This is a genomic window from Nitratidesulfovibrio sp. HK-II, assembly GCF_003402415.2.
Taxonomy (GTDB): Bacteria; Desulfobacterota; Desulfovibrionia; order Desulfovibrionales; family Desulfovibrionaceae; genus Cupidesulfovibrio.
This window is the reverse complement of record NZ_AP036014.1, coordinates 3,531,704-3,545,116: the sequence shown is the minus strand read 5'-3', so window position 1 is coordinate 3,545,116 and position 13,413 is coordinate 3,531,704. Positions and strand designations below refer to the sequence as shown.

14 protein-coding genes are annotated in these 13,413 nt (G+C 67.2%); 1 reads left to right on the top strand and 13 read right to left on the bottom strand.

What is annotated here, in order from left to right:
- Positions 1-2 precede the first annotated feature (2 nt).
- The 10 genes from RVX_RS15000 to RVX_RS14955 all read right to left on the bottom strand — a co-directional run bounded on the left by RVX_RS15000 (position 3) and on the right by RVX_RS14955 (position 8,681).
- The gene (locus tag RVX_RS15000; protein WP_116307985.1) at positions 3-1,502 is read right to left on the bottom strand and encodes a monovalent cation/H+ antiporter subunit D family protein; all 1,500 of its coding nucleotides are present in this window, start codon (positions 1,500-1,502) and stop codon (positions 3-5) included.
- A complete protein-coding gene (nuoK, locus tag RVX_RS14995) occupies positions 1,502-1,816 on the bottom strand; it encodes an NADH-quinone oxidoreductase subunit NuoK (RefSeq protein ID WP_007524333.1) in 315 nt (104 codons plus the stop codon). The genes RVX_RS15000 and nuoK overlap by 1 nt, the downstream gene beginning before the upstream one ends.
- Positions 1,813-2,319, bottom strand: coding sequence for an NADH-quinone oxidoreductase subunit J (locus tag RVX_RS14990; protein WP_116307984.1), 507 nt, complete (start codon positions 2,317-2,319; stop codon positions 1,813-1,815). Before RVX_RS14990 ends, nuoK begins: the two co-directional genes overlap by 4 nt.
- A 1-nt stretch (position 2,320) precedes the next feature.
- Positions 2,321-2,929, bottom strand: a complete 609-nt coding sequence (locus tag RVX_RS14985; protein WP_116307983.1) for a 4Fe-4S binding protein — start codon at positions 2,927-2,929, stop codon at positions 2,321-2,323.
- 206 nt (positions 2,930-3,135) lie between these two features.
- Positions 3,136-4,110 (bottom strand): NADH-quinone oxidoreductase subunit NuoH, encoded by a 975-nt coding sequence (nuoH, locus tag RVX_RS14980; RefSeq protein ID WP_007524327.1) that lies wholly within the window; start codon positions 4,108-4,110, stop codon positions 3,136-3,138.
- 6 nt (positions 4,111-4,116) lie between these two features.
- Complete coding sequence (locus tag RVX_RS14975; protein ID WP_116307982.1) at positions 4,117-5,337, bottom strand: NADH-quinone oxidoreductase subunit D; 1,221 nt, start codon at positions 5,335-5,337, stop codon at positions 4,117-4,119.
- Complete coding sequence (locus tag RVX_RS14970) at positions 5,330-5,935, bottom strand: NADH-quinone oxidoreductase subunit C (RefSeq protein WP_116307981.1); 606 nt, start codon at positions 5,933-5,935, stop codon at positions 5,330-5,332. Before RVX_RS14970 ends, RVX_RS14975 begins: the two co-directional genes overlap by 8 nt.
- Positions 5,932-6,495 (bottom strand): NADH-quinone oxidoreductase subunit B, encoded by a 564-nt coding sequence (locus RVX_RS14965; protein WP_012612720.1) that lies wholly within the window; start codon positions 6,493-6,495, stop codon positions 5,932-5,934. Before RVX_RS14965 ends, RVX_RS14970 begins: the two co-directional genes overlap by 4 nt.
- On the bottom strand, positions 6,471-6,851 hold the full coding sequence (locus RVX_RS14960; protein ID WP_007524319.1) for an NADH-quinone oxidoreductase subunit A: 381 nt from the start codon (positions 6,849-6,851) through the stop codon (positions 6,471-6,473). The genes RVX_RS14965 and RVX_RS14960 overlap by 25 nt, the downstream gene beginning before the upstream one ends.
- 939 nt (positions 6,852-7,790) lie before the next feature.
- Complete coding sequence (locus RVX_RS14955) at positions 7,791-8,681, bottom strand: sialate O-acetylesterase (protein ID WP_116307980.1); 891 nt, start codon at positions 8,679-8,681, stop codon at positions 7,791-7,793.
- A gap of 406 nt (positions 8,682-9,087) precedes the next feature.
- Here RVX_RS14955 and RVX_RS14950 point away from each other — a divergent pair, with 406 nt between their 5' ends.
- Positions 9,088-9,375: a hypothetical protein gene (locus RVX_RS14950; RefSeq protein WP_172596669.1), complete on the top strand. Its 288-nt coding sequence runs from the start codon at positions 9,088-9,090 to the stop codon at positions 9,373-9,375.
- 43 nt (positions 9,376-9,418) lie between these two features.
- On the opposite strand, the gene RVX_RS14945 is transcribed toward RVX_RS14950, so the two are convergent.
- From RVX_RS14945 to RVX_RS14935, 3 genes are all read right to left on the bottom strand, one after another.
- Positions 9,419-9,793: a hypothetical protein gene (locus RVX_RS14945; RefSeq protein ID WP_007524311.1), complete on the bottom strand. Its 375-nt coding sequence runs from the start codon at positions 9,791-9,793 to the stop codon at positions 9,419-9,421.
- Between the two features lie 229 nt (positions 9,794-10,022).
- Positions 10,023-12,203, bottom strand: coding sequence for a glutamine synthetase III (locus RVX_RS14940; protein WP_116307979.1), 2,181 nt, complete (start codon positions 12,201-12,203; stop codon positions 10,023-10,025).
- A 528-nt stretch (positions 12,204-12,731) separates the two neighbouring features.
- Positions 12,732-13,385 (bottom strand): CBS and ACT domain-containing protein, encoded by a 654-nt coding sequence (locus RVX_RS14935; protein ID WP_007524308.1) that lies wholly within the window; start codon positions 13,383-13,385, stop codon positions 12,732-12,734.
- Positions 13,386-13,413 lie beyond the last annotated feature (28 nt).

The window sequence follows — 13,413 nt, the reverse complement described above, 5'->3', positions numbered from 1 at the left end:
TCCTAGAAGTGGCCGAACGCCTGGATGAAGTTCAGGAACACCTGCGGATACAGGCCCAGCAGCAGCGATATGGCCCCGGTCAGGCACAGCGGCACCACCATGGAGGCGGGGGCCTCTGTGTACTGCTCTATGTTGGCGTCCGGGGCGGGCGGCAGCATGAACGCCCGGTAGAAGATGGGCACGAAGTAGCCCGCGTTGAGCAGGGTGGACAGCAACAGGGCCACCAGCAGGGCGGTCTGCCCGGCCTGGAGCGAGCCGTTGACGATGTACCACTTGGAGACGAAGCCGCACACCGGCGGCATGCCGATCATGGAAAGGGACGCCAGGCCGAAGGCCCCGAAGGTCCACGGCATGCGGCGGCCAAGGCCGTTCATCTGGCTGATCTTCTTGATGTGCGTGGCCACGTAGATGGCCCCCGCGCCGAAGAACAGGGTGATCTTGGAGAAGGCGTGGTGGGGGATGTGCATCAGCCCGCCCTGCACGGCGGATGGCGTCAGCAGGGCCACCCCGATGATCACGTAGGACAGCTGGCTGACCGTGGAATAGGCCAGCCGGGCCTTGATGTCGTCCTTGGTCAGGGCGATGAGCGATGCCCCGATGATGGTGAAGGCCGCCAGCCACGCCGTGGGAATGCCCAGGCCCAGCACGTCCATGGTCTGCACCCCGAAGCCGGACAGGATGATCCGGCTGACGGAGAACACCCCCGCCTTGACCACGGCCACCGCGTGCAGCAGGGCCGAGACGGGCGTGGGGGCCACCATGGCCGAGGGCAGCCAGTTGTGGAACGGGGCCAGGGCCGCCTTGGCCAGGCCCGCGATGTACAGCACGTAGGTCAGCCGCACCAGGTTGGGGTGGGCGGCGATGACATCGGGCGGGAACATGCCGTTCAGCACGTCGCCAAGGCGCATGTCCAGCGTGCCGGTAAGCACGTAGGTCAGCACCATGGCGGGCAGCAGGAACAGCTTGGAGGTGCCCATCAAGTATACCAGGTACTTGCGCGCCCCGGCAAACCCCTCTGCATCCTGGTGGTGCGCGACGAGCGGGTAGGTGAAGACGGTGATCACCTCGTAGAACAGGTACAGGGTGAACACCGTGGCGGAGAAGGCCACGCCCACCGCGCCGAAGATGGCCACCGCGAAGCAGGTGTAGTAGCGCGTCTGGGCGTGTTCGTTCAGCCCGCGCATGTACCCGATGTTGTAGCTGGTGGCGAAGCCCCACAGAAAGGTGGCGATGAGCGCGAAGATCATGCCCAGCCCGTCGGCGCACAGGGTAAGGCTGACGCCGGGCAGGATGGTGGTGACGGTGTAGGTGTAGATGGCCCCGCCGATGACCCCCGGCGCCAGTTGCAGCACCGAAAGGAAGGTCAGCGCGGCGGCGATGAACGACATGGCCTCGCGCCGGTTGGCGTTGCCCCGCGCCAGCATGATGGCGAAGGGGGCCACAAGGGTGATGATGAGCGGAACGAGCAGGCTCGCGGTTTCGATGGTGTTGGGCGCTGTCATCACTGCTGCTCCCTCAGGGTGGTCAGGGCGTCGGTGCGGGTATGGCCGAAGCGGCGGAACACCACCACGATGGCGGCCAGCGCCACGGTGGCTTCAGCCGCCGCAAGGCCCATGACCAGCAGCGTGGCCAGTTGTCCGAGGGCGGGGTCCGCCCCGGTAAGCTGGGTGGCGGCCACGATGGACAGCCCCGCGCCGTTGAGCATCAGCTCCACGGCAATGAGCATGCCCACCAGCGTGCGCCGCTTCACCAGCCCCGCCAGGCCCGCGCCCAGCAGCACGAGGGAGGCCAGTTGATAGAGCACGAGCGGTTTCACTTGTCCCTCCTTTCCCAGACGAGCAGCACGGCCCCGGCCATGGAGATGAGCAGGACCACGGAGATGAGTTCGAAGGGCAGCACGTAGTCCTCCATCAGCCTGCGGCCAAGGTCGGCCAGCGGCACGTCCGGCGGCATCAGGTGCGACGCCGTGGGGTGCAGCAGCAGGATGGGGGCCAGCAGCGCGCCAGGCAGCATGGCCGCCAGCACGCCCTTGAACACGCGCGGGGCCGGGGCGGGGTCCGCCTCGTCGCCGTCCGCGTCGGCCCGGGCCAGCATCAGCGCGAAGAAGATCAGCACGCAGATGGCGCCCACGTAGATGAGAATCTGCATGAAGGCCATGAACGGCGCGTTGAGCAGAAGGTACATGCCCGCCACGCCCAGCAGAGTGGCCACCAGGCCCACCAGCGCGCGCACCAGGCTGGCGCTGCCCACGGCCATGAAACAGCCGACCACGATGACCAGGAAGTAGAAGCCGAAGGCGAGGATTGCCGGTGTTTCCATGTCATGCCTCGCTTGCGGGGGTTGCGGCGGTTTCGGGCGCGGGGGCCGGGGCCGAAGCAGGCTCCGGTGCGGCCTTCTTCGGTTCCGGCTTGCGGGCCGCCGGCTTGCGGGCCAGGCGCGCCAGCTGGTCGAACACGAAGTCCTCGCGTTTGGTGCCCACCATGTAGATGTCGTGCGAGAAGCCGATGGAATCCACCGGGCACGCCTCCACGCAGCTGCCGCACAGGCTGCACAGCGAGAAGTCGTAGGTCCAGGTTCCGGGCGCCTTGGGCGGCGCGGGCTTCTTGGGCTTTTCGCCTCGCGCTTCCGCCTCTGCCATGGCCTTCAGTTCCTCGGGCGTGGGCTTGGGGGTGGGGGCGCGGGTGACGGTTATGCAGTTGCTGGGGCAGGCCGACACGCAGAGCATGCAGGCGATGCACTTGGGCTTTGACGGTTCCTTGTCCAGCCCGATGAGTTCTATGGGGCCCCGGAACGAGGCGGCCGACTCGGGCGCTACCTCTGCCCGGGGATAGTGCACGGTGACGCCGGGCCTGCAGAATTCCTTGCCGGTGATGGCAAGCCCCACCACAAGGCTCCACAGGTCGGCGATGGTGCGGAAGATTGATGCCATTCTTTCCTTCCTCCTTGGAGGCGGGAGTGGGTGCGTACTGTTCTTGTACGCCTCCGGCGGGCGGGGGCCTTGCCCCCGCACCCCCCTTCATTGTGGGCTGTCCGTCCACACATGAAAGTTTTGGGGGGAGGGGTCCGGGGAGGGAGACCTTTTACAAAAGGTCCCCTCCCCGGAGACTCTTCCTTTCCGGAAACACCGTTCCGCCGCTACAGCTTCATGACGAACGCGGTCGCCAGCAGGTTCAGCACGCCGAGGGGCAGCAGCCACCGCCAGTTCAGGTTCAGCAACTGGTCGAAGCGCACGCGCGGGAACGTCCAGCGGAACCACATCATGGCCAGCAGCAGTGCGTACACCTTGGCCAGGAACCACCATGCGCCGTCCAGGAACGGCCCTTTCCAGCCGCCCAGGAACAGCACGGTGCACACGCTGCACGCCACGATCATGTTGGCGTACTCGGCCAGGAAGAACATGCCGAAGCCCATGCCCGAGTATTCGGTATGGAACCCGGCGGTCAGTTCCGATTCGGCCTCGGGAAGGTCGAAGGGGGCGCGGTTGGTCTCGCCCAGCGCGCTGATGAGGAAGATGAGGAACGCCAGCGGCTGCACCGCGATGTTCCACTGCCACGGCATGCTGCCCTGCGTCGCCACGATGGACGAGAGGCTCAGCGTGCCTTCCTGGAAGGCGATGGCCAGCACGGCCAGCAGCAGGGGGATTTCATAGGCCACGGACTGGGCCACGGCGCGGGCCGCGCCGAGCAGGCCGTACTTGTTGTTGGACCCCCACCCGGCAAGCAAGAGGGCCAGCACGTTGAACCCGGCAAAGGCGAGGATGAGCAGCAGGCCGAGGTTCACGTCCCACCCGGTGAGCAGCGGGCTGAAGGGAAGGGGCAGGAACAGCAGCAGCACCGGGAAGAAGGCCAGCACCGGGGCCATCCAGAACAGCAGCGGGTCTGCCCGGTCCGGGCGCACCAACTGCTTGCCGATGAGCTTGAGCGCGTCGGCCACGGCCTGCAATATGCCCTGCGGACCCACTTCATACGGGCCGGGGCGGCGCTGGATGAAGCCCGCCACCTTGCGTTCGGCGTAGACGAGCAAGAGCCCGTTCAGCCCCACGAAGACGGCCACGCCCACCAGCGCGAGCACCACGTGCAGCACGGAATCGAAGGAGATGGTTGCATTCATGGCGGCCTACCTGTCGATTTCGGGGATGACCATGTCGAGACTGCCAAGAATGGCAACGGCGTCGGCCAGCAGGGTGCCGCGCGCGCATTCGGCGAACAGGGCCAGGTTGGAGAAGCCCGGCGCGCGCAGCTTGACGCGGTAGGGCGTCTTGCCGCCGTCGCTGGCGATCCACACGCCGATCTTGCCGCGCGCCCCTTCCACCGCGAAGTAGGATTCCCCGGCGGGCAGCTTGAAACTGGGCTTGGGGGCCTTGGGGTGCATGTGCTCGCCCTCGGGCAGGCTTTCGATGGCCTGCTCGATGATGCGCAGGCTCTGCTCGATTTCGGCCATGCGCACCATGTAGCGGGCCATGGAGCACTGCTCGGCGCGGGTGGGGATTTCGTAGTCGAAGCGGTCGTACACCGAGTACGGTTCCGCCCGGCGCACGTCGTAGGCGATGCCGCTGCCGCGCGCCACCGGGCCGCTGGCCCCGTAGCGGGTGACCATGTCCGGCGGGATGACGCCCACCTCTTCGATGCGGCGGCGCAGGATGATGTTTTCCGTCACCAGCGCGGTGTACATGGGCAGGCGCGAACGCAGGTGCGGAACGAACTGGCGCACGCCCTGCACGAAGGCGGGGCTGGCGTCGGTGTATACCCCGCCGAAGCGGAACGAACTGTACGTCAGGCGCGAGCCGGTCATGAGCTGCAACAGGTCCAGCAGCATTTCGCGGTCGTCGAAGGCGTACATGATGGGGGTGAAGGCCCCCAGGTCCAGCAGGTACGCGCCCCACCACAGAAGATGCGACGAAATGCGGTTGAGCTCGCAGGTGATCACCCGCAGGTACTCGGCCCGCTCGGGAATCTCGATGCCCGCCAGCTTTTCCACCGCGCCCACGTAGGCCCAGTTCCAGGCCAGGGCGTGCAGGTAGTCCACCCGGCCCATGTTGGGCATGAACTGGGCGGGGGTTTTCACCTCGGCCATCTTCTCGTGCATGCGGTGCAGGTAGCCCAGCACGGGTTCCGCCCGGACGATGTATTCGCCGTCCAGTTCCAGCAGCACGCGCAGCACGCCGTGGGTGGAGGGGTGCTGCGGCCCCATGTTGAGGATGAGCGATTCCGGGCGGGCTCCCCGCTCGAAGCGGCAGGTGTAGCCGTCGCCCGCGATCTGGTCGTCGGCGCAGCCTCCGTCCGCCGAAGCGGCGGGACAGGACGTGGGGCGCGACCGGAGGGTGTCGGCGCTATGCATTGTCGGAACCCTCCTCGCCAGCGGCGGGCTTGGCCTTGGCGGCCTTGGCGGGTTTGGCGTCCTCGGTCGGTTCCAGCAGGGTGAACCCCTCGGCCTTGCGCAGCACCGTGTCCTCGCGTCCGGGCACGGCCAGCAGGGCGGCCAGCGGGGAGCGGGCGGTCGCGTCCTTCAGCAGGGGGTACCCCTCCATGCCTTCGGGCAGCAGCAGCGGCGCGGGGTTGGGGTTGCCGGTGAAGGCGATGCCGTAGAAGTCGGCGGTTTCACGCTCGTGCCATTCCGCGCCCTGGTGGATGTCGGCGATGGAGGGCAGCATGGGGGCGGCGCGGTCCACCATCACCCGGATGGCCAGGCGGCCGGGCGCGGCCATGCGGTCGAAGTGGTATACCGCCGCCAGCCCTTCGCGCACGTCCAGCCCGCAGATGTCCTCCAGGTGCCAGCCCGCCTCCAGCAGCAGGGCGGCGGCGCGGGGAAGGGCGTCGGCCGCCAGGAAGGCCGACCAGCGAAGGCCGGTGCGGGCCGGGTTTTCATCGGCCAGGTAGGCGGGGTCCAGCGGGGCCAGCAGCACGTCGGGGGTTTGGGAAGCCGTTTCGGGCGTCATGCGCCACCCCCCATCGAGCCGGAGATTTCGGCGGGCACCGGCCACCAGCGGCGGCCGGTGATCTTGTGCTGGATCTGGAACAGTCCTTCCAGCAGCGCCTCTGGCCGGGGCGGGCAGCCGGGCACGTAGACGTCCACGGGCACCAGGTTGTCCACGCCCTCGACGATGGCGTACTGCCCCTCGAAGTTGAACGGCCCGCCCGAGATGGCGCAGTTGCCCAGCGCCATGACGTAGCGCGGCGCGGGCATCTGTTCATACAGGCGCACCAGCGCCGGGGCCATCTTGCGGGTGACGGTGCCCGCCACGATCATCAGGTCCGACTGGCGCGGCGAGGGGCGGAACACTTCGGCCCCGAAACGCGAGATGTCGAACCGGGCCATGCCCACGGCCATCATTTCGATGGCGCAGCAGGCCAGGCCGAAGGTCATGGGCCACAACGACATGGCCCGGCACACGTCCAGGATCTTCTGCACCGGCGCCACGTTGACGATGGGCGCATCGACCCCGCCCGTGGCCGGTGCGATGACCGGCGGTCTTACAGGGCAATCTTGCGCGGCCATGTGAACACCCCCTTGGCGCGGAAATAGATCAGGGCAAGCACGAGAAAGAACAGGAAAAGGCAGATCTCCACGAAGGCGGACCAGCCCACGGTGAGGTGGTAGTGAGCCGCGGCGGGGAACAGGTAGAGCACGTCCACGTCGAAGGCGATGAACAGCAGGGCGTAGACGTAGTAGTTGATGCCGAAGCGGGACCAGGCGTTGCCGTGTGGGCGCATGCCGCATTCGTAGGACATGCCCAGGTCGCCGCCGCGCGCCCGTGGAGCCACGAGCATGGCGAGGATGAGCGGGCCGCCCGCGAACGCGAGCCCCGCGATGAGGAAGAGAATGATAGCAAGATGCAGGATGTCGAAGACCATCGGTCACCTCCGGAAACCAGTGAAACCACGGCGCGGCCGCGGCATTGGATTGCCCGTTGCGTGCGCATGCCATGTCAGGAGCGCCTGACATGCGGTGCGCGCCGGCGGCGACCGTGTCCGCCGGGTTGGCGTTCGCCCGTCGATGGTGGGCGGAACGCGGAGGATGGTGGAGTGCTGGTGGGTTACCTCACGGTGTTACGTTTGTCAAATTAGTGTTACCGGCTATTGCGTGCTGCTGCGCTGTGCATGGTGCCTGTTCACCCGGCGTTTGTGCGCGGCGGGGCGCCCGTCTGGCGGCGCGCCTTTTGCCCGTACCGTTGCCCCATCCAGCGCCTGCCGGAAATGACGGGGGTCACGGACGCGCGGTACTGCTGCCCGCCGGGCGCGATGCTGCGGCGATTGCCCGGTACACGATGCCGCGGCATCTGCCGGGTACGCGAAAAGGCCCGCCCGGCGAGGGGCGGCGGCTGGTTCGCGTACCGAACGGACTAAAGGTCTATCATCCGTATAACACGCAATGTCAGTAACCGCTACCATGTTTGGAAATTCACGTGGGATTGGGCTTGCGCAGCGCGCAACCCCACGCCCCGGCAGGGAAGAAACGGGGCAACAGGCCGGATGCCGGGTGTTGCGCGGCGGAACGCGAGAAATTGTCTGGTCGGACAACCGCTTTGGTTGAACGGCGAAAGAAGATTATTTTGTGGGAGCATGCCGGTTTCGCCGTGGCTTCCTATATGGAGAACCCGGTTGCGGCGCGTGGAAAGGACCGCCGGGAACGGCGGCGGAGGGAGGCGGAAAGGGCGGAAGGCCAGCGAGCGCGGCTGGCGCGACGGGGTGCGGCATGCGTTCCAGGGGGCGGCATGGCGCTCCATGGCGGACGTGCGCGGCGGGGCATCCCATGGGATGCGGCGGGGTGGGAGAGCCGGGCGAGGCCGACGTCTATCGGGCCGCCTGCTCCGCATCGAGCATGGCGTCCATCCACAGGCCGGCCACGATGTCGCCGCCCTCGTCGGTGAAGTGGCAGCCGTCGCGGCGGAAGGGCAGGCCCACCTCGTCGGTGTCCGGCCCCAGGGTCACGTTGGGCACCTGGCGGGCCAGTTCCTGCTGGGCCTGGCGCACTGCTTCCGTGCCCAGGCGGCGGCACAGCGAGGTTTGCGAGACCAGCACCGGGTTGTCGATGCCGAAGGTGCGCAGCGCGCCCACGAGATCGAGAAAGTCGTGCTTGTACAGCAGGCGCGGCAGCGAATTGAGGGCATCCGATTCGCCGTGGAACCAGAATACGTAGTCGGGCCGGATGGGCAGTTGCTGGATGGCCCGCAGCCGGTCTTCCAGCTTGGGGCGCACCGGGCCGCCCGGCAGCCAGTAGGACAGCGGCGATCCGCCCTCGGCGATGACCGAAAGCACCACGTACCGCCAGCGCCCGGTGGCCAGGGCCTGCCGCGCGAAGCGCGACCACACCGAGCCCCGTTCACCCGTGCCGCCCAGCATGGGGTCTTCGGCGGGGTACAGGGTGCCGTCGTATTCGATGAACACGTTTTCCAGGTCGTCGGGGGGCAGGGGAGTGTCCACCTCGTTGGCGGCGTTGGACTGCCCCATGACCAGCACGTACAGGGTGTTGCCGTCGGCCAGCCGTTCCAGCGGCACCGGGGTGCGGTTGGAAACGTCGGTGATCAGGTCGGAATCGTCGAACAGGCTGTAATCGTACAGCCGGGCCTTGGTGTAGCGGGCCAGCCCCACCACCCCTTCGCGCAGGGGGGCGTGCAGCAGCGCCCCCAGGGCCAGCAGGGCTGGCAGGGCGCAGATGCGGAACAGGCTGGTGCGGCGGGACATGGCAGGGACCTGCGGTGGGCTGGCGGCGCGGCGCATGCCCGGTGTGCGCGGTGTGGAGAATTGGCTGCATGCCTTCTAGGACCACGCGGTGCGGAAGGCAAGCGGCAAATGGTAACAGCGTGTAACCCGTTGCGGGGCAGATTGCGGGAGCAAGGGCGTGGATTCTTGGGCGACTGCGTGGCCCGCCCCGAAGAGCGCCTCCAAGGCAGGCCCGTACGGCATGCAATGCGGCGCTGACCGCCCATTTGCCATGCCCGTGGCCGTGGTGTAGGGTGCGGCCCAATCCCCTCCCAAGACCGTGCCCGCCCCGGAAGGTGCATGGAGCCCGCGCGGCCCGGAGCCACCCCCCGCAACATGTCCGTCAACAGGGGGACGGCTTGCCCGCGAAGCTGTTCACGGTGCCTTCATGTCCCATACTCCCTGCGTGGGCTGCGGCTGGTGCTGCCTTTCCGACCAGTGCCTGGTGTCGCACCATCTGCACGGCTACGTGGCGCGCTGCCCGGAACTTGTCTGGGATGGCGCGCTGGGCCGCTACCTGTGCCAGCTGATGGCCCCGACCCACACGGCGTCTTGCCGCACTGCCCCTGGCCCGTCGCAGGACGACTCCGGACCTGACCTGACCGAACTGCGCCAGGGCCTTGGCTGCTGCGCGCCGCTGTGCTCGTGGCGGCGCGACGTGCGCGACCGGGGGTGAGGGAAGGTCGTCGCCTCGGTTGCGCGCCGGTGCGGGCGCGGCGCTACGCTTCCCAGACGTCCAGGCGGTCTTCGGGGATGGCGTGTTCGGACAGGAAGGCCCAGGCCACGTCCTCTTCGCCCTCGGGCACGATGAGCACCAGATGCCCCTTGCTGGCTTCCGCGTGGCGGGCAAATGCCTGCAGCCGTTCCGCCAGTTCCTGCGTGGCGAATGCCTCGCGCGGGCAGATCTCGAAAATGCAGGGCACGCCCTTGGCGTTGGTGGCGGTAAGGTCGGGCATGTGCCCTTCCACCGGGGCGGGCTCGGGCATGTCCTCGTAGCCGCTCACCAGCAGGCCGGTGAACCCGCTTTCCTCCAGCGCCTCGTAGGCCGCCTCGAACAGGTAGTCGTAGCCGTCGTCTTCTTCCTGATTGGCCATGGCATCCTCTTTGATGGATATGCGCCCCTGATGCAGCCCCGCTCCCGTGCATGCCGTGGCGAAGGGCGCGTGCCGGGCGGAACCCGGACTCGGCGCGTGGTGTCCATGCCCTAGACGGGGCCGGACGCCGCGTCAAGACCGCCGGGGCCGCCGCCCCACGCGAAAGGGGCCGCCCGAAGGCGGCCCCGTATCGTTATGCTTGCTGCTGCCGTGCGGCAGGGCGCGGGCCCTACTTGATGAACAGCATTTCCTGGTAGCTGGGCAGGGCCCACAGGTCGTCGGCCACCACGGCTTCCAGCGCGTCGGCGTATTCGCGCACCTTGAGCATGGCGGGCAGGATCACGTCGCACATGTGCTTGGCTTCGGCGTGGGTGCTGGCGGCCTCGTGCTCCAGCTTCTTCTCCAGATCGCCCACGGCGGCCTGCATGGCGCGCAGCTTGGCGGTCACGTCTTCAAGGGTGACCACCTTGTAGTCGTGCCCGGCAGCCTTCAGGTTGGCGCAGGTGGCGGCCAGTTCGCCCTGGTAGCGCATGGCGGCGGGGAAGATGATGGTGCGGGCCATGCGGATGACCAGGTTGGCTTCGGTCTTCACGGTCTTGCAGTACTGCTCGAGGTAGATTTCCTCGCGAGACTTCACTTCCGCTTCGCTGAACACGCCGTAGGAGGTGAACAGCTTCACCACTTCGGGGCTGCTCAGCACGGGCAGGGCGTCGGGCGTGGTCTTCAGGTTGGGCAGGCCGCGCTTTTCGGCTTCCTTGTGCCATTCCTCGGAGTAGCCGTCGCCGTTGAAGATGACCTTGTCGTGCTCCTGCATGATCTTCTGGAGCAGCTTCTGCACGGCGTCGTTGAGCTTGGCGGGGTTGCCCTTGGTGGCCTTTTCCAGTTCGGTGGCGATGTAGTCCAGCGATTCGGCCATCATGGTGTTCAGGGCAACCTGGGGACCGGCGATGGACATGGACGAGCCCACGGCGCGGAATTCGAAGCGGTTGCCGGTGAAGGCAAAGGGGCTGGTGCGGTTGCGGTCGCCCGGATCCATGGGCAGCGGCGGCAGCACGTCGACGCCGATGTTCATGACGCAGGCCTTCTTGCAGCCGTTGACCTTGCCGGTCTTGAGCTGCTCGAACACGTCGGCCAGCTGTGCGCCGAGGTACACGGACATGATGGCCGGCGGGGCTTCGTTGGCGCCCAGACGGTGGTCGTTGGAGGCGGAAGCCACGGTGGCGCGCAGCAGGGCGCCGTACTTGTGCACGGCGCGGATGGCGGCGGCGCAGAACACCAGGAACTGGGCGTTCTCGTGCGGGCTTTCGCCGGGATCGAACAGGCTGCCCAGTTCGGCGTTGCCGATGGAGTAGTTGAGGTGCTTGCCCGAGCCGTTGATGCCCGCGAAGGGCTTTTCGTGCAGCAGGCAGACCATGCCGTAGCGCTTGGCCACGCTGCGCAGCACGGTCATGACCAACTGGTTGTGGTCGGTGGCCAGGTTGCTGGTTTCGAAGATGGGGGCGATTTCGTACTGGCTGGGGGCCACTTCGTTGTGGCGGGTCTTCACCGGCACGCCGAGCTTGAACAGCTCGCGCTCCACTTCCATCATGAAGGACAGCACGCGGCGGGGAATGACGCCGAAGTACTGGTCTTCGAATTCCTGGCCCTTGGCGGGCTTGGCGCCGAACAGGCTGCGGCCGCAGATGTGCAGGTCGGGCCGGGCGAAGGCGAAGTTGCGGTCGATGAGGAAGTATTCCTGCTCGGCCCCGGCGAACGAGCCCACGGGCAGCCTGGTTTCGGTGCCGAACAGCTTCAGCACGCGCTGGGCCTGCTTGTTCAGGGCCTGGTTGGCGCGCAGCAGCGGGGTCTTCTTGTCCAGGGCCTCGCCGGTCCACGAAACGAACGCGGTGGGGATGCACAGGAAGGTGCCGTTGGGATTTTCAAGAAGGTAGGCGGGGCTGGTCACGTCCCACGCGGTGTAGCCGCGCGCTTCGAAGGTGGCGCGCAGGCCGCCCGAGGGGAAGCTGGAGGCGTCGGGCTCGCCCTGGATCAGCAGCTTGCCGCTGAATTCGGCCAGGGCGCCGCCCTTGCCGTCGGGCACCAGGAAGGCGTCGTGCTTTTCGGCGGTCAGGCCGGTGAGCGGGTAGAAGACGTGGGTGAAGTGCGTGGCGCCCTTCTCGATGGCCCAGTCCTTCATGGCGTTGGCGACCACGTCGGCGATGGACGGGTCGAGCTTTTCGCCGAGCTCGATGGTCTTCTTCAGCGACTTGTAGACGGCCTTGGGCAGGCGGTCCTTCATGACCTTGTCGTTGAAGACGTTGCAGCCGAACAGCTCGGTGGGCTTGGTTTCGGCGAAGTTCATGGGGGCCGCGCTCGGCTTGTAGTTGGTGATGGCCGAGATCGCGTTCAGACGGGCCTGGATTCCGCTCATGGACGTTCTCCTGAAAGGTGGTTGCGGTAATCGCGATGCTTACAAATTTGTCGCATTTTGTCCGGCGCAACCTGCTCGCGCCGGTGTCCCTGTTCACGTGGTCGCCCTGCCGGGGTGCGGCGGCGTGCCGGTGCCGCCGCGTGCCACGTGGCGGGTGTCGGCGCGTAGCGACGCCAAAAACAAAAGCAAGAAGCGGTCCACTAAAAAAAAGGCCGGTGTTCCGTGCGGTTGGCAATTCGGCCCGCGCACGGCCCCGGAGAAAAAGCTGCAAATTTTACAAATTCGTGCAAAACATGAGGGGTCGCGCCTGATTCATTTTTGCAAACTTGTAACAGTAGCCTGTTTTGGAGGCAAGCGGGAAACGCGGGGGCCGCGCGATCGGCGGGGGGGCGAGAGGCGCGATCGGCGGCGGATGCGCCGGGCCAGGGGGGGCGCCCGCCCGGTGCATCTATGTTGATGGATGGCGGCGCAACGAAAGAGGGCCGGGATCGTCTCCCGGCCCTTCGGCATGTCTGGTCGGCGCGCCAGCTACAGCGCGTGCACGAGGTGAAACGGGCTTTTGCCGATGTCCTCCAGCAGGCCGTCCCAGTCGCCCTCGCCACGGGTGCGCAGCACCACGTAGCGGGTGCCGGGCGCGGCCTTCTCGTTGGTGGACATGATGCTCTGCAGGCGGAAGCCGCGCGCCCGCACCACGTCGCCCGCCTCCTTGATGGAGCCGGGCCGGTCGGGCAGCACCAGGGCCAGCCGGTGCCCGCCGCCGCGCACGCCGGTGATGTCCACCATGACCCGGAACAGGTCGTTGTCGGAGATGATGCCCACCAGGCGCGGCCCGCCCGGTGCGGATTCGGTCACCGGCAGGCAGCCGAAGTCGCGGTCGTGCATGATCATGGCCGCGTCCTCGATGGGGGTTTCGGCCGGTATGGTGACCACCGGCCGGGTCATGGCCTGGCTGACCTTGGTGCGGGCCAGCAGGTAGTTGATCTCGTAGATGTCCAGCGACGTGCCCTTGGAGGGCAGGTACGCCTTGATGTCGCGGTCGGACAGCATGCCGACGACGATGCCCCCCTCGGTCACGGGCAGGTGCTTCACGTTGCGCTCGCGCATCATGCCCGCCGCGCACGAGATGGAATCGTCCGGCGTCACCGTGTAGACGTGGGTGGTCATCCAGTCCTTGACCAGCATGGGAACCTCCGTTGGGTGGATGGCTGTG